At 65.1% G+C, this 19657-nt stretch carries 19 protein-coding genes; 11 read left to right on the top strand and 8 right to left on the bottom strand.

The window, feature by feature from the left end; translation table 11 throughout:
* Positions 1-89 precede the first annotated feature (89 nt).
* Entirely contained in the window at positions 90-1094 is a 1005-nt protein-coding gene (locus AC5ZG1_RS37850; protein ID WP_496135945.1) for a VOC family protein, read from the top strand.
* 21 nt (positions 1095-1115) lie between these two features.
* Here the strand turns inward: AC5ZG1_RS37850 and AC5ZG1_RS37845 are convergent, their stop codons facing one another.
* The 4 genes from AC5ZG1_RS37845 to petA form a co-directional block, all read right to left on the bottom strand.
* Positions 1116-2015 (bottom strand): NAD-dependent epimerase/dehydratase family protein, encoded by a 900-nt coding sequence (locus AC5ZG1_RS37845; protein WP_496135944.1) that lies wholly within the window; start codon positions 2013-2015, stop codon positions 1116-1118.
* An 89-nt stretch (positions 2016-2104) separates the two neighbouring features.
* Positions 2105-2779, bottom strand: a complete 675-nt coding sequence (locus AC5ZG1_RS37840; RefSeq protein WP_456646228.1) for a dienelactone hydrolase family protein — start codon at positions 2777-2779, stop codon at positions 2105-2107.
* 125 nt (positions 2780-2904) lie between these two features.
* Positions 2905-4977, bottom strand: coding sequence for a cytochrome c1 (locus tag AC5ZG1_RS37835; protein WP_496135943.1), 2073 nt, complete (start codon positions 4975-4977; stop codon positions 2905-2907).
* A 61-nt stretch (positions 4978-5038) separates the two neighbouring features.
* On the bottom strand, positions 5039-5569 hold the full coding sequence (gene petA, locus AC5ZG1_RS37830) for a ubiquinol-cytochrome c reductase iron-sulfur subunit (RefSeq protein WP_028167454.1): 531 nt from the start codon (positions 5567-5569) through the stop codon (positions 5039-5041).
* Between the two features lie 276 nt (positions 5570-5845).
* Here petA and AC5ZG1_RS37825 point away from each other — a divergent pair, with 276 nt between their 5' ends.
* The 6 genes from AC5ZG1_RS37825 to AC5ZG1_RS37800 all read left to right on the top strand — a co-directional run bounded on the left by AC5ZG1_RS37825 (position 5846) and on the right by AC5ZG1_RS37800 (position 9357).
* Complete coding sequence (locus AC5ZG1_RS37825) at positions 5846-6301, top strand: tRNA (cytidine(34)-2'-O)-methyltransferase (RefSeq protein WP_496135942.1); 456 nt, start codon at positions 5846-5848, stop codon at positions 6299-6301.
* Between the two features lie 10 nt (positions 6302-6311).
* Complete coding sequence (gene queE, locus AC5ZG1_RS37820; protein ID WP_208821703.1) at positions 6312-6944, top strand: 7-carboxy-7-deazaguanine synthase; 633 nt, start codon at positions 6312-6314, stop codon at positions 6942-6944.
* A gap of 16 nt (positions 6945-6960) precedes the next feature.
* Entirely contained in the window at positions 6961-7326 is a 366-nt protein-coding gene (locus AC5ZG1_RS37815) for a 6-pyruvoyl trahydropterin synthase family protein (RefSeq protein ID WP_496135941.1), read from the top strand.
* A 2-nt stretch (positions 7327-7328) separates the two neighbouring features.
* Positions 7329-8216: an oxygen-dependent coproporphyrinogen oxidase gene (hemF, locus tag AC5ZG1_RS37810; protein ID WP_496135940.1), complete on the top strand. Its 888-nt coding sequence runs from the start codon at positions 7329-7331 to the stop codon at positions 8214-8216.
* The gene (locus AC5ZG1_RS37805) at positions 8200-8961 is read left to right on the top strand and encodes an HAD family hydrolase (RefSeq protein ID WP_496135939.1); all 762 of its coding nucleotides are present in this window, start codon (positions 8200-8202) and stop codon (positions 8959-8961) included. Before hemF ends, AC5ZG1_RS37805 begins: the two co-directional genes overlap by 17 nt.
* Positions 8962-9090: 129 nt before the next feature.
* A complete protein-coding gene (locus tag AC5ZG1_RS37800) occupies positions 9091-9357 on the top strand; it encodes a YodC family protein (protein WP_130228185.1) in 267 nt (88 codons plus the stop codon).
* Positions 9358-9547: 190 nt separating this feature from the next.
* Here the strand turns inward: AC5ZG1_RS37800 and AC5ZG1_RS37795 are convergent, their stop codons facing one another.
* From AC5ZG1_RS37795 to AC5ZG1_RS37780, 4 genes are read right to left on the bottom strand one after another with little or no spacing between them, the layout of a single operon-like run.
* Complete coding sequence (locus tag AC5ZG1_RS37795; protein ID WP_496135938.1) at positions 9548-10804, bottom strand: CCA tRNA nucleotidyltransferase; 1257 nt, start codon at positions 10802-10804, stop codon at positions 9548-9550.
* Positions 10801-11064, bottom strand: coding sequence for a DUF6111 family protein (locus AC5ZG1_RS37790; protein WP_028167463.1), 264 nt, complete (start codon positions 11062-11064; stop codon positions 10801-10803). Before AC5ZG1_RS37790 ends, AC5ZG1_RS37795 begins: the two co-directional genes overlap by 4 nt.
* On the bottom strand, positions 11061-11720 hold the full coding sequence (locus AC5ZG1_RS37785; protein WP_496135937.1) for a CoA pyrophosphatase: 660 nt from the start codon (positions 11718-11720) through the stop codon (positions 11061-11063). The genes AC5ZG1_RS37790 and AC5ZG1_RS37785 overlap by 4 nt, the downstream gene beginning before the upstream one ends.
* Before the next feature lie 8 nt (positions 11721-11728).
* The gene (locus tag AC5ZG1_RS37780) at positions 11729-12343 is read right to left on the bottom strand and encodes a DUF1285 domain-containing protein (RefSeq protein WP_496135936.1); all 615 of its coding nucleotides are present in this window, start codon (positions 12341-12343) and stop codon (positions 11729-11731) included.
* Positions 12344-12577: 234 nt separating this feature from the next.
* Here AC5ZG1_RS37780 and AC5ZG1_RS37775 point away from each other — a divergent pair, with 234 nt between their 5' ends.
* From AC5ZG1_RS37775 to AC5ZG1_RS37760, 4 genes are all read left to right on the top strand, one after another.
* Positions 12578-13573: an AAA family ATPase gene (locus tag AC5ZG1_RS37775; RefSeq protein WP_028167466.1), complete on the top strand. Its 996-nt coding sequence runs from the start codon at positions 12578-12580 to the stop codon at positions 13571-13573.
* The gene (locus tag AC5ZG1_RS37770) at positions 13573-14514 is read left to right on the top strand and encodes a DUF58 domain-containing protein (RefSeq protein ID WP_028167467.1); all 942 of its coding nucleotides are present in this window, start codon (positions 13573-13575) and stop codon (positions 14512-14514) included. The genes AC5ZG1_RS37775 and AC5ZG1_RS37770 overlap by 1 nt, the downstream gene beginning before the upstream one ends.
* The gene (locus tag AC5ZG1_RS37765; protein WP_496135935.1) at positions 14511-17315 is read left to right on the top strand and encodes a DUF4159 domain-containing protein; all 2805 of its coding nucleotides are present in this window, start codon (positions 14511-14513) and stop codon (positions 17313-17315) included. The genes AC5ZG1_RS37770 and AC5ZG1_RS37765 overlap by 4 nt, the downstream gene beginning before the upstream one ends.
* 133 nt (positions 17316-17448) lie before the next feature.
* Entirely contained in the window at positions 17449-19512 is a 2064-nt protein-coding gene (locus tag AC5ZG1_RS37760) for a hypothetical protein (RefSeq protein ID WP_496135934.1), read from the top strand.
* Positions 19513-19657 lie beyond the last annotated feature (145 nt).

Raw genomic sequence — 19657 nt, 5'->3', positions numbered from 1 at the left:
TCTTTGGGGTTTGAAGGCCTGCGAATTCGCGTAAGTTCGATTCCCAAGAAGGGCAGGCCAACCCCCGATGGACAACAAGGGAGGCGCATATGGGGCTATTGGGTCTCGGATATGCCGGGTTCGGCGCGGCCGAGCTCGACGACTGGCGGGAATTCGGCACCGCGCTCGTCGGCCTGCAGGCGGTCGAGCGCGGCAACTCCCTGCTCGCCTTCCGGATGGACGATCGCAAACAACGCATCGTGATCGATCGCGCCGCTCCGGAAGGATCGCGCTTCTTCGGCTGGGAGGTGGCGGATGCGGCGGCACTGGATGAGCTCGCCGCCCGGCTCGAGCAAGCCGGCGTCGCGGTGACCGCCGAGCCGCAAGCGCTCGCCGATGCCAGGCATGTGCGCGGCCTGATCTCCTTCCACGATCCCGAAGGCAACCGGCTGGAAGCGTTTTATGGCGCCGAGGTCGATGCCGCGCCGTTCAAGCCGGGCCGCGCGATATCGGGCTTCCGCACCGGACCGCTCGGGCTCGGGCACGCCGTGCTGACGGTCGAGCGCATCGATCCGATGCTGGCGTTCTATGTCGACGTGCTCGGCTTCGGGCTTTCCGACTACATCCTGAAGCCGTTTCGCGCCTATTTCTTCCACGTCAACCCGCGCCATCATAGTCTGGCGCTGATCGAGACCGGGAAGAGTGGCATGCATCATCTGATGGTCGAGATGTTCTCGCTCGACGATGTTGGGCAAGCTTACGACGTGGCGCTGAGCCAGCCCGATCGCATCGGCACCTCGCTCGGCCGCCACACCAACGACTTCATGACCTCGTTCTACGCGAGGACGCCGTCATCCTTCATGATCGAATGCGGCTGGGGCGGCCGCGAGATCGATCCGGCGACGTGGCAGCCTTACGAGATGCAGGACGGTCCGAGCCTGTGGGGTCATGAGCGCGTCTGGCTGCCGGCTAGGGACCGCGAGCTCGCCCGCGAGATGCGGATGCACGCCGCCGCCCAAGGCCGCCGCGCGCCGGTGCAGGTGATGCAGGGCAATTACAAGCTGATGTCGGGCACCTGCCCGTGGTGGGACGGGATCCGCAAAGGAACGGTCTGACAATCGTCTCTCGGATTCCGGTTACCGATAACACCCCTGTTCGATCTCTTCGAGCAGATCGCGGGCCTTCGGCTCCCAGTCGAGTTGCCGCCGCGCACGCACGCCTCGCACCCGGCTGTTCGAGCCCATCGTGTCCTCGGCGACGCCCTCCCCCCATTCGGAGGCAGCCTCTTCCATCGACATCGCCGACGGCGGCCGATCAAACCCCAGCATGGTATTGATGGCCTCGCAGATTTCGCGCATCGAGTTCTCGCCGTTCTCGGCGAAATAGAAAGCCCCGGCCGGGGCCTTCTCGATGGCGAGTGCGTAGAGCGTCACCAGGTCGTCGATGTGGACGTTTGACCAGACGTTCTCGCCGGGCCCGGCATAGGCCGCACAACCACGCTTTCTGGCAAGGGAGATGAGCAGGGGGACCTGCATGCTGTGCGGTTCGGCGCCATGACCGAGACCGTAGATCAGGCTCGGACAGATGATGACCGGATGGCTACCCTTCTCGCGGTGAGAGAGAATGTATTCGTTGAGCGCAACCCGTGCTGCGCGGGCTGGCGACGGGGTGATCGGCGTATCTTCGTCGAAGATCTCGTCGGATCGGTGGCCCTTGGCACGCGTGCCGACAATGCTCGATCCGGAGGTATGTATAAACAGCTTGCCCGTTCCAGCCAGAGCGCCGGTCAGGGCAACGACGGCACGCTTGTGATCGGCACTGGCCGCATTGATAACGATGTCAGCGGCTTGCGCCGCTTGCACCAGACATTCCTTGTCATCCAGCGTTCCGAACAGCGGCTGGATGCCGTGGATGCGAACCGCATCGGCTTTTTCCAGGGAGCGAACCAGTCCGGTCACATGATGTCCGGCGGCGACAAGATGAGCCGCAACCGATCCGCCGATATAGCCCGATGCGCCCGTGCAAAAGACTTTCATCCCGGCCTCTCCAGCGAGAAGTTCGCGGTCGGTGAGGGCCTCGCCGCCTCATCGCTCCGCCCTCTTTTCCGACAAGCGGACGGGCAAGATCAGCCCAGATGTTTCTTGAAGAACTCCGTTGCCCTTCCCCAGGCGAGTTCGGCGGCCTGGCGGTCATGGACCGACATGCGCTGCTCGTTGACGAAGGCGTGCTCGGCGTCATAACGGAATAGCTCGAGCGACTTGCCGGCGGCCTTCATGGCCTTCTCGAAGGCGTCGACCAGTTGCGGCGTGCACCAATCGTCCTTGTTGGCGAAATGCGCCTGCAGCGGGATCTTCACGTCGGCCGGCTTTGCCGCCTGCTCCGGCGGGATGCCGTAGAACACGACACCGGCAGTCAGTTCCGGAATCTTGGTGGCGCCGATGATGGTCACCGCGCCGCCGAGGCAGAAGCCGGTGAGGCCGACCTTGGCGCCGTTCCGCGCCAGGTATTGCGCGGCGCCGCGCACGGTCTGCGTGGTGGCGTCCATGAAGTCGAGCGAGTTCATCTCGCGACCCGCGGCATCGGTGTCGTGATACGGCACCACCGTACCCTTATAGAGATCAGGCGCCAGCGCGTCGAAGCCGGCGCGCGCGAAACGGTCGCACATGCCCTTGATCTGGTCCTGCAGGCCCCACCATTCCTGGATCACGACCACGCCCGGTGCATCGCCGCGCGCCGCGTTGGCGAGGTAACCGTTGGCGTCCTTGCCGTCCGGACGTTTGAAAGTGATGGTGGTGCCCATGAATTCCTCCGGAATGTTTAGGGGGAGATTGGCGGCCATTGTGGCGGCTCACCGCGCGTGACGCAATCGCGGCAGCAAAAAAGCCCCCGCGGGGGCTTTTTCAAATCACGTTGCCGAAAGCGCGATCAGTGGGCGTTGGCCCAGACCTTCTTCTTGGTGAAGTACATCAGGATCGAGAACAGGATCAGGAACACGAACACCTGAAGCCCGAGCCGCTTGCGCGCTTCCATATGTGGCTCCGCGGTCCACATCAAGAAGGTCGTGACGTCGTGGGCATATTGCGCGACCGTGGTGGGCGAACCGTCGGTGTAGGCGACCTGACCGTCGCTCAGCGGCTTCGGCATCTTGATGGCGTGGCCCGGGAAGTACTTGTTGTAGTAGGAGCCCTCGGGGATGGTCACGCCGGCCGGCGGATTCTCCTCAAAACCCTGCAGGATCGCATCAACGTAATCCGGACCCTGCTCCTGATATTGGGTGAAGAAGTCGATCAGGAACAGGGGGAAGCCGCGCTTGTAGGAACGGGCCTTGGTGATCAGCGACAGGTCCGGCGGAGCCGCACCACCGTTGGCCGCACGGGCCGCCTGCTCGTTCGGGAACGGCGACGGGAAGTAGTCGGCCGGCCGGCCCGGACGCTCGAACATCTCGCCCTGGTCGTTCGGGCCGTCCTTGATCTTGTATTCGGAGGCGAACGCGGCGGCCTGGGCCGTCGAATAGCCGGGGCCGCCGGGATCGGCGAGGTTGCGGAACGCGACGAAGGACAGGCTGTGGCAGGTCGCGCAGACCTCCTTGTACACCTGCAACCCGCGCTGCACCGCGCCGCGGTCAAACTTGCCAAAAGGGCCCGAGAACGACCACTTCTGCGCCGGCGGTGCCACCTCGCCCCCCTCGGCCTTGGCGCTTTGCGCACCGCCGACCAAGAGCCCGCCCGCAACCATGATTGCGATCACGGTCGAGACCATCGGCGCGGCCTTGCTGCCCGTCTTCGCCAGCACGTCGTCGGCGATCGAGTTCGGTACCGGCCTCGGCGTCTCGATCCGCGAGAGCAGCGGCAGCACGATCAGGAAGTAGGCGAAGTAGCAGACCGTCAGGATGCGGCCGGCGATCACATAGATGCCTTCCGGCGGCTGCGCGCCGAGATAGCCGAGCAGGACGCAGACGACGACGAACATCCAGAAGAACTGCTTGGCCAGCGGACGGTACTTCGACGACCTGGTCTTGGCACTGTCGAGCCAGGGCAGGAAGCAGAGGATAATGATCGCCGAGAACATCGCGATCACACCCGCAAGCTTGTTCGGGATCGAACGCAGGATGGCGTAGAACGGCAGGTAATACCATTCCGGCACGATATGCGCCGGCGTCACGCCGGGATTCGCCGGAACGTAGTTCTCGGCATCGCCGAGATAGTTCGGCATGTAGAAGATGAACCAGGAATAGAAGATCAGGAAGCAGGAGACCCCGAACAGGTCCTTGATCGTCGCGTAGGGCGTGAAGGCGACCGTGTCCTTCTCGGTCTTGGCCTCAACGCCGGCCGGGTTGTTCTGACCCGCCACATGCAGCGCCCAGACGTGCAGCACGACGACGCCGGCGATCACGAAGGGCAACAGATAGTGCAGCGAGAAGAAGCGGTTCAGCGTCGGGTTGCCGACGGCGTAGCCGCCCCACAACAGCGTCACGATGCTCTCGCCGAAATAGGGCACGGCGGAGAACAGGTTGGTGATGACGGTGGCGCCCCAGAAGCTCATCTGGCCCCACGGCAGCACGTAACCCATGAAGCCGGTCGCCATCATCAAGAGATAGATAATGACGCCGAGGATCCACAGCACCTCGCGCGGCTCCTTGTACGACCCGTAGTAAAGGCCGCGGAACATGTGGATGTAGACGGCGAAGAAGAACATCGACGCGCCGCAGGCGTGCATGTTGCGGAGTAGCCAGCCGTAGTTGACGTCACGCACGATCAGCTCGACCGAGCGGAAGGCAAGATCGGCATGCGGCGTATAGTGCATCGCCAGGATCACGCCGGTCAGGATCTGCACCGCCAGCATCATCGAGAGAATGGCGCCGAAGGTCCACCAATAGTTGAGGTTGCGCGGCGTAGGATAGGCCACGAAGGAGGAGTGCATGAGGCCGAAGATCGGCAGTCGCCGCTCGATCCACCTCAAGGCGGGATTGGTCGGCTGAAAATCGGATGGTCCGCTCATTGATGCGATCCTGAGAAGTAAAGACGACGCGATCGGTCGAAGCCTCGGGCTGGGCCGAGACTTAGCCGATCTGGATTTTGGTGTCGGAAACGAACTGATACGGCGGCACCGCCAGATTGGCGGGCGCAGGCCCCTGGCGGATACGACCGGAGGTGTCGTATTGCGAGCCATGGCAGGGGCAGAAAAATCCGTCGTAATTGCCCTCATGGGCGATCGGGATACAGCCGAGATGGGTGCAGATGCCGATCACGACCAGCCATTGGTCATGGCCGGACTTGACCCGGGCCTCATCGGTCTGCGGGTCGGGCAGGCTCGAGAGCGGAACGCTGCGCGCCTCGTCGATCTGCTTCTTGGTGCGGTGGCTGATATAGATCGGCTTGCCGCGCCAGAACACCTTGATGTCCTGCCCCTCGGCGATCGGCGTCAGATCGACCTCGATCGGCGCACCGGCGGCGATGGTCGCCGCGTCCGGATTCATCTGGTCGATGAGCGGCCAAACCGTCGCCGCTACACCCACCGCAGCAGCAGCACCCGTTGCAACATAAAGGAAATCACGGCGTGTCGGATGGTCCGCCGAAGACGCTGTCGTCACGATTCCAAGCCCTTTCCTTGTCTGCAGCCGGTGGAACCGCCCCGGTGGCGCCCATTGCAACCGGGAGGTCTGCCGGCGCCCGCGGCCCCCCGCGGCGGCAGAAAACCACTATCCCTCCTCCCTACTGGCGGAATAGCAGTCCAGAATCGTTCTATTGGCACCCTTGCCGGACGAGCGCAAGCCCGCTATCGGCTCGCAGGCGTGCAATGCACTAAATGAGCGACGAACGTTGTTTTCTTGAGACATTTCGTCGGTAGCTAACCCAGCGCCACGGCCATGCAGATCGCGCTCTTCCAGCCCGATATCCCACAGAACACCGGCACCATCCTGCGGCTGTGCGCCTGCCTGGATGTGGCGGCCCATATCATCGAACCGGCAGGCTTCCCGACCTCCGACCGGCATTTCCGCCGGGCGGGAATGGACTATCTCGACCACGTCCGTTTGATGCGCCATGATTCCTGGACGAAATTCGAGGAATGGCGCCGCGAGGCCGGCTATCGGCTGATCCTGTTCACGACCAAGGTCGCCGGTTCCTACCTCGATTTTCGCTATGCCGCTTCCGATATACTCATCTTCGGGCGCGAATCCGCTGGGGTGACCGACGCGGTGGCGGCAGCGGCCGATGCACGGCTGGTGATCCCGATCAAGCCGCCCATGCGCTCGCTCAATGTCGCGATGTCAGCGGCGATGGCGATCGGCGAGGCCTTGCGGCAGACCCGCAGCCTGAGCTGAAGGAGATTCCGTGAGCTACGCGGTCAAGGAGATTTTTCTGACCCTGCAGGGCGAAGGCGCGCATGCCGGCCGTGCGTCGGTGTTCTGCCGCTTTGCCGGCTGCAACCTCTGGAGCGGCCGCGAGCAGGACCGCGCCAGCGCAACCTGCCAATTCTGCGACACCGATTTTGTCGGCACCGACGGCACACTCGGCGGCCGCTATGCGAGTGCCGCAGCACTTGCCGACATCATCGCCGCGCAATGGACGGGCGATAACGTCGGCCGCTATGTTGTGCTGACCGGTGGCGAGCCGCTGCTGCAGGTCGACGCCGAGTTGATCGATGCGCTGCATGCGCGCGGCTTTGCCATCGGCGTCGAGACCAATGGCACGATCACACCGCCGGACGGGCTGGACTGGGTCTGCGTCAGCCCGAAGGCCGGCGCGGAACTCGTGGTGCGGAAGGGGAATGAGTTGAAGCTGGTCTATCCGCAGCAGGATGCCGCGCCGGAGCGCTTCGTCGATCTGGATTTCGAGCGCTTCTCGCTGCAGCCGATGGATGGGCCTGATGCGATTCAAAACACCGCGCGCGCGGTCGAGTATTGCTTGCAACACCCGCAATGGCGGCTGAGCGTGCAGACGCACAAGACGCTGGGCATCAGATAGGAGTTGGACTTTCAGGATGTGGGAATTGACGAAATCGTTCCGCTTCGAGGCGGCGCATGCGCTCTCCGGAACGACCCTTGGCGCGAGCAGCCAGGAGATCCATGGCCATTCGTTTCGTGCGGAAGTGACGGTGCGCGGGACACCGGACCCAGCGACCGGGATGGTGCTTGACCTCGGCCTCCTCGAACGCCGCATCGCCGAGGTGCAGAAGACGCTCGACCACAAGTTCCTCAACAATATCGAGGCGCTTGGACTGCCCACCCTTGAAAACCTGTCGCGATTCATCTTCGAACGGGTGCAGCATGCGGGCAAGGTCACCCGCGTCAGCGTGCACCGCGACAGTTGCAACGAGAGCTGCACCTATTTCGGACCGGAAGCTTGAGCATGGACAAATCCGCCATCGAACAGCGCAAGGCGCGCGCGAAAACCTGGTTTGAAATACTGCGCGACAATATCTGCGCGGCGTTTGAGCGGCTGGAGGATGACGCGCCTGCTTGGCTCTATCCAGGCGAAGCCGGGCGCTTCGTGCGCACGCCGTGGGAACGCACCGACCACACCGGCAAGCCCGGCGGCGGCGGCGTGATGGCGATGATGCGTGGGCGCTTGTTCGAGAAGGTCGGCGTGCACTGTTCGACCGTGCATGGCGAGTTCGCTCCCGAATTCCGCGCCCAGATCCCGGGTGCGGCGGATGATCCGCGCTTCTGGGCCTCGGGCATCTCGCTGATCGCGCATCTGCACAATCCGAACGTGCCGGCGGTGCATATGAACACCCGCTTCGTCGTCACCACCAAGGCGTGGTTCGGCGGCGGCGCCGACCTCACGCCGGTGCTGGACCGGCGGCGCACGCAGGACGATCCGGATGCGCTCGCCTTCCATGCCGCGATGCAGTCGGCCTGCGATGCGCATGCGCGGATCGCGCCGTATGAAAAATACAAGAAATGGTGCGACGACTATTTCTACCTGCCGCACCGCAAGGAGGCGCGCGGCATCGGCGGCATCTTCTACGATTGGCACGATAGCGGCGACTGGGACGCCGACCTCGCCTTCACCCAGGATGTCGGTCGCGCGTTCCTGAAGATCTATCCCGAACTGGTCAGGAGCAATTTTGCGACGGCATGGACCGCCGACGATCGCGAGGAGCAACTGGTCCGGCGCGGCCGCTATGTCGAGTTCAATCTGCTCTACGACCGCGGCACGATTTTCGGCCTGAAGACCGGCGGCAATGTCGACTCGATCCTGTCGTCGATGCCGCCGCATGCCAAATGGCCGTGAGATCGCCATCGTGACCAAACTCCCCCGCGCCATGCTGATCGACATGGACGACACCATCCTGTCGGCCTATGCCCGGCCCGAGATCGCCTGGAACACGATCGCGGCCGAATTCGCCGATGAGTTGGCGCCACTGGATCCGCCGATCGTTGCCGCCGCGATCCTCGCTTTCGCCCGGAAATTCTGGTCCACGGCGGAGCCGATCTGGCGCCTGAAACTCGAGGAAGCGCGCCGCGAAACGGTCAGGGGCGGCTTCGCCACGCTTCGCGCAAGCGGCCACCCGCCCCTTTCAGACGACCTCGCGGTCCGGATCGCCGACCGCTTCACGACGTTTCGCGAGGAAAGCATCTTTGTCTTTCCCGGCGCGCACGACGCCATAGACGGGCTGCGGTCGCTCGGCATCAAGCTCGCGCTTGTCACCAACGGCGCTGCGCTGATGCAACGCGCCAAGATCGAGCGCTTCGCACTGACGCACCGCTTCGATCACATCCAGATCGAAGGCGAGCACGGCTTCGGCAAGCCGGAAGAGCGCGCTTATCTGCACGCCATGGATGCGCTCGGCGTCAGCGCAGCGGACACCTGGATGATCGGCGACAATCTGGAATGGGAGGTCGTCGCACCGCAACGGCTCGGCATTTACGCGATCTGGATCGACGTGCACGGGGATGGTCTTCCCACGGGATCGACCGTCAGGCCGAATCGCATCATCCGCTCCCTGACGGAACTGCTTCCCGGCGCAGACCGGTAACGGCGCCCGCGCTTCGCCGCGCAGATCAATCCCCGTCAAAATCCTGTGGGGACGTTCCTTCGTGATCGGACTGTCATGACAGCTCTGTAACGTGCCGGCGCGTCGATCAACGCGAAGGATGGGTGGACCATGGAACTGAAACCAGGCGATGTGGTGATGCTGAAATCGGGCGGGCACCCGATTACGGTGGCGGAAGTGAACGAGGACTCTGTCGAGTGTGTTTGGATGGGTATCGACGGCGATCTGTTTCGGGAAACGCTTCCCGTTGCCGTCCTCGAAGCCGCCAATCCCGATGACGAGGAAGAGGACGACGACGAGGAAGACGAAGAAGACGACGACGAGGAAGAAGACGACGATGAGGACGAAGACGATCACCGCAAGGGCAAGGTCGCTTAAGCTACTGCCGTCGGAGCTTGGCGCTCAGTCGCAGTAAGGAGCTTCGTAGCCCGGATGGAGCGTAGCGCAACCCGGGACAGCTCCATCGATGCTGAAGACCGTCCCCGGGTTACGCTGCGCTCCACCCGGGCTACGGCATTACTTCAGCACCAATGAGATCATCACGATACCGCCCGTGATCGCGGCGGCATCACAATCGGTGGTCGTGGGTGAAACGGGCGACCGTCTCGTCGGCGATCGCCGCGAGCGCCGCGTGGTCGAGCGGAAATTCCGCGGCGAGCCACGCCTGCTCGGCCTCAGCCAGCACATGGCCGAGCGCCGGTCCCTCGGCAATCCCGCGCGCGATGAAATCGGCCGCCTTCAGCGGAAATTTCGGCGCCTGCCAGCGCTGCGGCAGGCGCGCCAGTTCGCGCCAACGAGCAATGTCGTGGCCATCGCTCATCCGCGCCCAGGCCAGCATCATCCGGTCGAGATAGGCCGCCTCACCGAGACGGTAGAGCCAGCGGCGTGCCGCCGCCTCGTCGATGCCGGCGAGCTGCCACCAACGATCCGCCATCGCTTCCAGCGCCTTCGCCTCGGCATTGGTGAGCCGCAGCTTGGAGGCAACGCGCCTTGCGTCCTCGGTGATGGCAAGCGCCAGCGCACCGAGCCGGCGCACCGCGCTCGCCTCGAGCCCGAGCTCGCGCTCGGCCGCGATCATGACTGCGAACGGCCCGGTATAGCCGACGCTGCCCAGGATCATCTGCAGCAGGCCGCCATCGGCCATCGCGGTGACCGCGGTCACCGCGCCGTCGGCGACCACGAGCTTGAGCACTTCCATGCGCACGCGCTCCGCCGAAAGCTGTGCCAGGCCGGCACGGCCGGCGATGCAGGCAAGATAGCCGGCGCGATCGGGATCGCCGGCGCCGTAGGCCGCATGCATGCGAAAGAAGCGCAGGATGCGCAAGTAGTCCTCGGCGATGCGCTGACCGGGATCGCCGATGAAGCGCACGCGGCGAGCGGCGATATCGTCGAGCCCGCCGACATGGTCGTGCACCACGCCGGCTGCATCGACCGAAAGGCCGTTGATGGTGAAGTCGCGCCGCTCGGCATCGCGCGCCCAGTCGCGGCCGAATGCGACCTTGGCCTTGCGGCCATAGGTTTCGGTATCCTCGCGCAGGGTCGTGACCTCGAACGGATGCTTGTCGACGACCAGCGTCACCGTGCCATGCTCGATGCCGGTCGGCACGCTCTTGATTCCTGCGGCCTTGGCGCGGCGCATCACCTCCTCAGGGACTGCCGTGGTCGCGAGATCGATGTCGCCGATCGGCCTGTGCAGCAGCGCGTTGCGCACCGCGCCGCCGACCACACGCGCTTCCTCACCGTCTGCGTTAAGCAACGCGAGCACGCGTGCTGTGGGTCCCGATCTCAGCCAAGGCGCCTGCTCCAGCGCGCGTGCATGCGTCATTTCTCAACTCCGGGCACGAGCTTGCCATTCTCGATATGAGCGGGGACATAGGTCGAATTCGGCGGCGCACCAGAGAAATGGGCGAGCAGCACGAAACTGACCACGACCAGCAGCAGCGCACCCAGCACCAGCTTCGCAATCAAAGGCAAAGGCCAGGAAGATTTCGCCAAGACGCCGGAGCGCGTTGCAATGAGGAACACGGCATAGACTGCGAAAGGGATGAGGAAGATTCCGATCTCGGTCAATACCGGACGGATCATGGCAGGTAGATCCGTTCGTACAATACGCGCAGGATCCCGGCGGTCGCGCCCCAGATGTAACGTTCGGCAAAGGGCATCGCATAATAGGAGCGCTCGATGCCGCGGAATTCCTTGCTGTGGCGCTGATGGTTCGCCGGGTTCATCAGGAACGAAAGCGGGACCTCGAACGCGTCGACGACTTCACCCTCGTTGATCTTGAGCCTGAAGCCGGGCTTCACCCGCGCCACCGTCGGCAGGATACGAAAACCAAATGCCGTGCCGTAGAGATCGAGATAGCCGAGCGGCTCGATGAAGTCGCGCGTGAGCCCGACTTCCTCATTGGCCTCGCGCAGCGCGGCATCGAGCGGAGAGGCATCCGTCGCGTCGATCTTGCCGCCGGGGAATGAGATCTGGCCGGCATGGCTGCTCAAATGCTCCGAGCGCTGCGTCAGCAGCACCGTCGGCTCATCGCGGTCGACCACCGGGATCAGCACCGCGGCGGGCCGCACCGGCTGTTCGTGCGCGACGATCTCGAGCATGCGGTCATTGCCGGAGTCGCCGGTCCTCGGAATGATATTCGGATCGACCAGGCCGGGCGGGACGTCGAAATTCAGCCGCGCATGGCTGCGCGCGAAAAACTCCGCCGAGCTGATCGTCGCCGGCTCCGTCTTCAGCATCGGCTCGTTCAAAGCGCGTCCCTCACCTCTTTCGCATCCGCCATCGCGAAGAATGCGCCGCCGGACTCGATTCCGAACATCGGATGACCATCGACCATCCGCTCTTCCCCCATGTCAACCAGATCGTAGTAGAGCGGACGGGTGACCTTGGCCCAGAGATCGGCGCGGACATGCAGATAGGGCATGAGCCCGCCGTCATTGCCCGGCTCGAAACGAAGGCCGTGCGCGGCGTCGCAATCGACCCAGTCGTCGACATTGGTGCGGAACCTGAGCAGCCGCCCGCGCGCGTCCCCATCCTTTTGCATCTCGACCGCAAGGAAGGGCGCATCGTCGACGCGGATGCCGACCTTCTCCACCGGCGTCACCAGGAAATGCTTGCCGTCTTCGCGTTTCAGGATGGTGGAGAACAGCCGCACCAGCGCCGGCCGGCCGATCGGTGTTCCCATATAGTACCATGTGCCGTCGCCGCCGATTCGTATATCGAGATCGCCGCAGAACGGCGGATTCCATAAATGCACGGGTGGAAGGCCCTTGCCGCCGGCCGGATTTGTTTTCGCGGCATTAGTGGCCGCGGCGGTCAATCCTTCGAGGCCCTGACGGCTTGTTTGCCCTTCGTTCGCCATGGTTTGCCTTAAGGTTGAGAGCTTCAATCTGGCACGATTGGTGCACGTTTCTTACGTACATCTTTCAGATGTGCGTAGGTATGCCGTTCTCGCCACATCGTGATGGCGTTCATACCCTGAAAAGCCGCTAAGGTGGGGATAGTTTAATTCAACGAATACATGGCCTTCGCTTATGCTTAGCTTGGGGCCCATGGCGTGACGATGTGAAGGTTGCGCCGTCGATAGGAGCACGGAATGGCTGGTGCAGACAGTGTCGAAAAACTGGAAGACGTGATCGTCCGCTCGGCCGAGCAGGTTGCCGGCCAGATCCGTACGGCGAAAGAGGCGATTTCCACGGTTATTTTCGGCCAGGACCGGGTGATCGAGAATACCTTGGTGACGATCCTTTCCGGCGGACATGCGCTGCTGATCGGGGTTCCCGGCCTTGCCAAGACCAAGCTCGTGGAGACGCTCGGCATCACGCTCGGCCTCGACACGAAGCGCATCCAGTTCACCCCGGACCTGATGCCGTCGGATATCCTCGGCGCGGAGGTGCTGGACGAGAGCAACACGGGCAAGCGCTCGTTCCGCTTTATCGCGGGTCCGGTATTCGCGCAGCTTCTGATGGCGGATGAGATCAACCGCGCCAGCCCGCGCACCCAATCGGCGCTGCTGCAAGCCATGCAGGAGCAGCACATCACGGTTGCGGGCGCCCGCCATGACCTTCCCAAGCCATTCCATGTGCTGGCGACGCAGAACCCGCTGGAACAGGAAGGCACCTATCCGCTGCCCGAAGCGCAACTCGACCGTTTCCTGATGGAGATCGATGTCGACTACCCCGACCGTGAGGCCGAACGTCGCATCCTGTTCGAAACCACCGGCGCGGAAGAAACGCTGGCGAAGGCTGCGATGAACGCGGAACTGCTGCTCAGCGCGCAACGACTGGTGCGAAGGCTGCCGGTCGGCGATTCCGTCGTCGACGCCATCCTGTCGCTGGTGCGCGCCGCGCGGCCCAACCCGGAAGGCGAGAAGCTGATCGCCTGGGGACCGGGCCCGCGCGCCAGCCAGGCCTTGATGCTCGCCGTCCGCGCCCGCGCCCTGCTCGACGGGCGGCTCGCGCCCTCGATCGACGACGTGCTCGATCTCGCCGAACCCGTGCTCAAGCACCGCATGGCGCTGACGTTCACTGCGCGCGCCGAAGGCCGCACCATTCCTGACGTGATCAAGCAATTGAAGACGCGGATTGCTTAATGGCCGCAGAGAACAAGCGCCTGGACGAGGAGATCCTCGCAGTCCGACGTGCCGATGGCGAAAGCCGATCGCTCGCCGCGTCGCTGCCGCGCCTGGTGCTCGAGGCCCGCCGCATTGCCAACAACGTCATCCATGGCTTGCACGGCCGCCGCCGCGCAGGCGCCGGCGAGAGCTTCTGGCAATATCGCCGCTTCGTCTCCGGCGAGCCGTCGCAGAATGTCGACTGGCGGCGCTCGGCGCGCGACGATCATCTCTACGTCCGCGAGCAGGAGTGGGAGGCGGCGCACACTGTCTGGATCTGGCCCGACCGCTCGCCGTCGATGGCGTTCGCGTCCAAGCAGGCGCGCGATTCCAAGCTCGAGCGCGGCCTGATCGTCGCCTTTGCGCTGGCCGAGTTATTGGTCGCCGGCGGCGAACGCGTCGGCATTCCCGGCCTGATGAACCCGACCGCGAGCCGCACGGTCATCGACAAGATGGCGCAGGCGATGCTGCATGACGATGCGACCCGCGCCAGCCTGCCGCCGTCCTTCGTGCCGTCGGCACTTTCCGAGATCGTGGTGCTGTCGGACTTCTGGTCGCCCATTTCGGAAATCCGAACCACGCTCGCCGGGCTGTCGGCCTCGGGCGCGCACGGCACGGTGATCCAGGTCGTCGATCCCGCCGAGGAAACCTTCCCCTATTCCGGCCGCGTTGAATTCGTCGAACCCGAAGCGGGCACTGCGATTACCGCGGGCCGCGCCGAGAGCTGGGCCAGCGACTATGTCGCGCGCGTCGCGCTGCATCGTGACGAGATCCGCGCCGAGACCAACCGGCTCGACTGGTTGTTCTCGACCCATACCACCAGCCGTTCCGCGGCGGAGCTGCTATTGTTCCTGCATAACGGCATGACGGTGAGCAAGGCCAGCGTACGGTCCACCGTCAAAGTGGGGCTCGGTGCATGATCGCAGGCCTGCCGCTGTCCTTTGCCGAACCGATGCTGCTGCTCGGCCTCCTGAGCCTGCCGGCCCTTTGGTGGCTGCTCCGCGTGATGCCGCCACGGCCGCGGCGTATCGAATTTCCGCCGACCAGATTGCTGTTCGACATCCAGCCCAGGGAAGAAACGCCCTCGCGCACGCCATGGTGGCTGACGCTGCTGCGCCTCCTCGCCGCCGCGCTCGTCATCTTCGCCGCGGCCGGGCCGATCTGGAATCCGCAGACCGGGCTTGCATCCTCCAAGGCGCCGCTCGTGATCCTGCTCGACGACGGCTGGAGCTCGGCCTCGAGCTGGGACGCCCGGATCAGGGCCGCCGACGAACTGATCGCCAGTGCGGACAATGACCGCCGCGGCGTAGCGCTGGTGCCGCTGTCGGAGCCCGCGCGCGACATCACGCTGATGCCGGCCGGCACCGCGCGCGTCGCGCTGCGGCAGCTCGCGCCAAAGCCCTATTCGATCGATCGCGTCGACACGCTGCCGGTCATCGATCGGTTCCTGAAAGCCACTGGCGATGCCGAGATCGCCTGGCTGTCCGACGGCGTCGACACCGGGCGCGGCACAGAATTCACCGAAGGGCTCGGCAAGCTGGTCGAAAACCGCACGCTGACGATCTACGAGGGCGGTGCGCCGTCCGCGCAGGCGCTCGTTGCCGCCGAGAACGCCGCGGCCAAGATGACCGTGAAGGTCCTGCGCACCGAGACCGGCATCACTTCCGGGACGGTTCGCGCGCTGGATGCCAAGGGCTCGCCGATCGGCGAGGCGCGCTACGCCTTCGCCCCGCAGGATCGCGAGACCGAGGCATCGTTCGATCTCCCGGTCGAACTGCGCAACGACATCGCCCGGCTGGAGATATCAGGCGAGCGCTCCGCCGGCGCGGTGCAGCTCCTCGACAAGAGGTGGCGGCGCCGTGCGGTCGGCATCGTCTCCGGCGCGACCAACGACACCGCGCAGCCGCTGCTCGCCTCAACCTTCTACCTTTCCCGCGCATTGTCGCCATTCGCCGATGTGCGTCTTGGCGACCGCGGCGCGCCTCAGCAGGCGATCGCCCAATTCCTCGACCAGCGGCTGCCGATGATCGTGATGGCCGATGTCGGCACGCTGTCGCCGGATATCCGCGAGCGGCTGAATGCCTGGATCGACCAGGGCGGCGTGCTGGTGCGTTTCGCCGGCCCACGGCTGGCGCAAGCCGATGACGATCTGGTGCCGGTGAAGCTGCGCCGCGGTGGCCGCGTCCTCGGCGGCAGCCTGACCTGGGAGAAGCCGCAGCGTCTGGCCTCGTTCACAGCCGAGGGCCCGTTCGCCGGTCTTCCAGTGCCGAAGGACGTTACCGTGAGCCGGCAGGTGCTGGCCGAGCCGGATGCCGTGCTCGCCACCAAGAGCTGGGCGTCGCTGGAAGACGGCACGCCGCTCGTCACCGGCGAGCATCGCGGCAAGGGCGTGGTCAGCCTGTTCCACGTCGGCGCGGACTCACGCTGGTCGGACCTGCCGATGTCCGGCACTTTCGTCGAGATGCTGCGGCGGCTGGTCGACATGTCCGGCTACACCTCGACGCCTGGTGCTGGAGTGGCTGGCGAAGCCAAGGCCGAGACCGTGGCGCCGCTCCGCACGCTGGATGGCTTTGGCGCGTTCGGTCCGCCGCCGTCGACCGCCAAACCAATGCTGGCCGACTATCGCGACCGCGCGACACCGGATCACCCGCCCGGCCTCTACGGCCCGGCTGACGCCCCGATCGCCGTCAACACGCTGGCGACCGCCGACCGCATCGCCCCGCTCGACACGTCTGCCCTGCGTGCGCGGCGGGCGAGCTACACCAATGCCGAGCCACGCGACCTCCGCGGCATCCTGCTGTCATCGGCGCTCGGCCTGTTCCTGCTCGATGCCATCGTGGTAGCCATGCTCGGCGCCGGCCTTGCCGCGTTGTGGCGGCGGCGCGCCGCACCTGCGGCGCTGGCGCTCGCCTTCCTGCTGGCATCGATCGCTCCGTCCGCCACGCGCGCCGAGAACAGCGACGACTTCGCCATGAAGGCGGTTTCGCAGACGCGGCTGGCTTATGTCGTCACCGGCAATGCCGACGTCGACTCCATCGTGAAAGCCGGCATGTCCGGGCTGACACTGTTCCTGGCGCAACGCACCGCGCTGGAAGCCGGCGATCCCGTCGGCGTCGACCCCGCGCGCGACGAACTCGCCTTCTTCCCGCTGATCTACTGGCCGATCGTGCCCGGCGCGCCAAAGCCTCCGCAGGACGCAATCAACAAGATCGACGCCTATATGAAGCAGGGCGGCACCGTGCTGTTCGACACCCGCGACGCCGTCGAGGCGCCGCCCGGCGACAATGGCGGCTCGCAGACGCCGGGCATGCAGGCGCTGCGCGAGATCCTGTCCTCGCTCGACGTGCCCGAGCTCGAGCCGGTGCCGCGTGAGCACGTGCTGACCAAGACGTTCTACCTGTTGCGCGACTTCCCCGGCCGCTTCACTTCGGGCCAGACCTGGGTCGAGACATTGCCGCGCGAAGACGATGACGAGGCCGCACAGCGCCCCGCCCGCGGCGGCGACGGCGTCTCGCCGATCATCATCACCTCCAACGATCTCGCCGGCGCCTGGGCGATCCGGCCCGACGGCCAGGCGATGTTGCCGCTCACCCCCGGCGAGCCGCGCCAGCGCGAATTCGCCTTCCGCGCCGGCGTCAACATCGTGATGTATACGCTGACCGGCAACTACAAGGCCGACCAGGTGCACGCGCCGGCCCTGATCGAGCGGCTGGGACAATGATACGCTGGGACATTCACCACGCACACGCCGTCATGGCCGGGCTTGTCCCGGCCATCCACGCCTCGCCGCTCGGCACGAAGAACGTGGATGCCCGGGACAAGCCCGGGCATGACGATGCGGATAGGTTCGCATTATGAATTACGGCATTGCCTTCACGCCGCTGGTGCCCTCGCTCGTGCTGTGGATCGGGCTTGCGGCGATCGTCGTCATAGCGGCGCTTCTCCTGCTGTCTCGCACGCGCGGCGCATGGATACGCGTCGCGGCGCTGGCGCTGATTTTGCTCGCGCTTGCCAACCCCTCCTTCACCCGCGAGGACCGTGAGCCCTTATCCTCGGTCGCCGCCGTCGTGATCGACAAGAGCCCGAGCCAGAATTTCGGCACGCGCAACCAGGAGACCGCGAAGGCGCAGGAGGCCTTGGTCGACAGCCTGAAGAAAATCAAGGGCCTGGAAGTGCGCGTCGTCGACGCCGGCCAGGCCGACGGCGAGACCGACGGCACCAAGCTGTTCGGCGCATTGTCCTCCGCATTGTCGGACGTTCCGGTCGACCGTGTCGCCGGTGCCTTCCTGATCACCGACGGCCGTGTGCACGACATCCCGGCCAATGCCGCCGGCCTCGGCTTCCAGGCGCCGGTGCACGCGTTGATCACCGGACGCAAGGACGAGCGTGATCGACGGATTGCAATTTCGGCCGCGCCGCGCTTCGGCATCGTCGGCCAGACCCAGACCATAACCTACCGGCTCGACGACCAGGGCGTGACCGGCCAGAGCGCCAGGATCACCGTGCGCCGCGACGGCGAGGTGATCAACGAGCGTACGCTGCAGAGCGGCCAGACCGCCAATGTCGACATCGACATCAAGCATGCCGGACCCAATATCGTCGAGATCGAGGCATCTCCGCTCGACAATGAACTGACGCTGGTCAACAACCGCGCGGTGGTTGCGATTGACGGCGTGCGCGACAAGCTGCGTGTGCTGCTCGTCTCGGGTGAGCCGCATTCTGGCGAGCGCACTTGGCGTAACCTGCTGAAGTCCGACGCCAGCGTCGACCTCGTGCATTTCACCATTTTGCGTCCGCCGGAAAAGCAGGACGGCACGCCGATCAATGAATTGTCGCTGATCGCGTTTCCGACCCGCGAACTGTTCCAGCAGAAGATCAACGAGTTCCAGCTCATCATCTTCGATCGCTATGCCCGCCAGGGCGTGCTGCCGATCGCCTATTTCGACAATATCGCGCGCTACGTCCGCGCGGGGGGCGCGGTGCTGGTCTCCGCCGGTCCGGACTATGCATCCACCACCAGCATCTGGCGTACGCCGCTCGACTCGGTACTCCCGGCCGAACCCGTCGGCGTCACCGAGAAGCCGTTCTATGCACATCTCTCCGACGCCGGAAAGCGCCACCCGGTGACGCGCGGGCTGGAAGGCTCGAACAGCGAGCCGCCGCATTGGAGCCGCTTCTTCCGTACCGTCGACACGCGCAACGCCATCGGCCAGCCTGTGATGACCGGCGCCGACGGCAAGCCTCTGCTGCTGCTGTCGCGCTTCGGCGAGGGCCGCGTCGCGCTACTGCTCTCCGACCACATCTGGCTGTGGGCGCGCGGCTATGAGGGCGGCGGTCCGCATCTCGACCTGCTCAGGCGGATGTCGCACTGGCTGATGAAGCAGCCCGATCTGGACGAGGAAGCGTTGCGGCTGCAGCTCCAGGGCCGCGATCTCTCCGTGGTGCGCCAGACCATGGGCGACAGCGTCCCGCCGGTCACCGTGACCTCGCCAAGCGGCGCCACGCGCGAGATGACGCTGACCCAGGGCGAGCCGGGCGAATGGAAGGCGACGCTGCCGGCCAACGAGCTCGGCCTGTGGCAGGCGACCGACGGCACGCTGAAGGCGCTGGTCAATGTCGGTCCGACGAACCCGAAGGAATTCTCGGAAGTGACCTCCACGACCGAGATGCTGAAGCCGCTGGCGCAGGCAACAGGCGGCGACGCCCGCCGCGTGGTCGACGGCAGCAGCCTCGACATGCCCCGCATCGTGCCGGTCCGTGCGTCGAGCGTGTTCCGCGGCGAGGGCTGGATGGGCGTCAGGATGCGCGACGCCAGCGTCGTCAAGGGCGTCGGCGTGCTGCCGATGTTCGCAGGGCTGATCGGCCTGTTGCTGCTGCTCGGCGCCTTCGCCGCGACGTGGCTCCGCGAGGGGCGCTAGGCGAAATCGGCCACGGTCTCCCCTCATCCCGAGGAGCCGCGAAGCGGCGTCTCGAGGGATGGGCTCCGAGTGAGATCAGGGCCTCATGTTCGAGACGGCGCTATGCGCCTCCTCGCCATGAGGGTCCATCGTCCGCGCCGTTGCA

This window comes from Bradyrhizobium sp. Leo78, from assembly GCF_059512425.1.
The sequence above is the reverse complement of the archived record's forward strand: the minus strand, read 5'-3'. Positions and strand labels throughout refer to the sequence as shown.

Coding starts and splice junctions, on each gene's coding strand:
- AC5ZG1_RS37850 (WP_496135945.1), top strand. CDS start 90: ATGGGGCTATTGGGTCTCGGATATGCCGGGTTCGGCGCGGCCGAGCTC.
- AC5ZG1_RS37845 (WP_496135944.1), bottom strand. CDS start 2,015: ATGAAAGTCTTTTGCACGGGCGCATCGGGCTATATCGGCGGATCGGTT.
- AC5ZG1_RS37840 (WP_456646228.1), bottom strand. CDS start 2,779: ATGGGCACCACCATCACTTTCAAACGTCCGGACGGCAAGGACGCCAAC.
- AC5ZG1_RS37835 (WP_496135943.1), bottom strand. CDS start 4,977: ATGAGCGGACCATCCGATTTTCAGCCGACCAATCCCGCCTTGAGGTGG.
- AC5ZG1_RS37825 (WP_496135942.1), top strand. CDS start 5,846: ATGCAGATCGCGCTCTTCCAGCCCGATATCCCACAGAACACCGGCACC.
- AC5ZG1_RS37815 (WP_496135941.1), top strand. CDS start 6,961: ATGTGGGAATTGACGAAATCGTTCCGCTTCGAGGCGGCGCATGCGCTC.
- hemF (WP_496135940.1), top strand. CDS start 7,329: ATGGACAAATCCGCCATCGAACAGCGCAAGGCGCGCGCGAAAACCTGG.
- AC5ZG1_RS37805 (WP_496135939.1), top strand. CDS start 8,200: ATGCCAAATGGCCGTGAGATCGCCATCGTGACCAAACTCCCCCGCGCC.
- AC5ZG1_RS37800 (WP_130228185.1), top strand. CDS start 9,091: ATGGAACTGAAACCAGGCGATGTGGTGATGCTGAAATCGGGCGGGCAC.
- AC5ZG1_RS37795 (WP_496135938.1), bottom strand. CDS start 10,804: ATGACGCATGCACGCGCGCTGGAGCAGGCGCCTTGGCTGAGATCGGGA.
- AC5ZG1_RS37790 (WP_028167463.1), bottom strand. CDS start 11,064: ATGATCCGTCCGGTATTGACCGAGATCGGAATCTTCCTCATCCCTTTC.
- AC5ZG1_RS37785 (WP_496135937.1), bottom strand. CDS start 11,720: ATGCTGAAGACGGAGCCGGCGACGATCAGCTCGGCGGAGTTTTTCGCG.
- AC5ZG1_RS37780 (WP_496135936.1), bottom strand. CDS start 12,343: ATGGCGAACGAAGGGCAAACAAGCCGTCAGGGCCTCGAAGGATTGACC.
- AC5ZG1_RS37775 (WP_028167466.1), top strand. CDS start 12,578: ATGGCTGGTGCAGACAGTGTCGAAAAACTGGAAGACGTGATCGTCCGC.
- AC5ZG1_RS37770 (WP_028167467.1), top strand. CDS start 13,573: ATGGCCGCAGAGAACAAGCGCCTGGACGAGGAGATCCTCGCAGTCCGA.
- AC5ZG1_RS37765 (WP_496135935.1), top strand. CDS start 14,511: ATGATCGCAGGCCTGCCGCTGTCCTTTGCCGAACCGATGCTGCTGCTC.
- AC5ZG1_RS37760 (WP_496135934.1), top strand. CDS start 17,449: ATGAATTACGGCATTGCCTTCACGCCGCTGGTGCCCTCGCTCGTGCTG.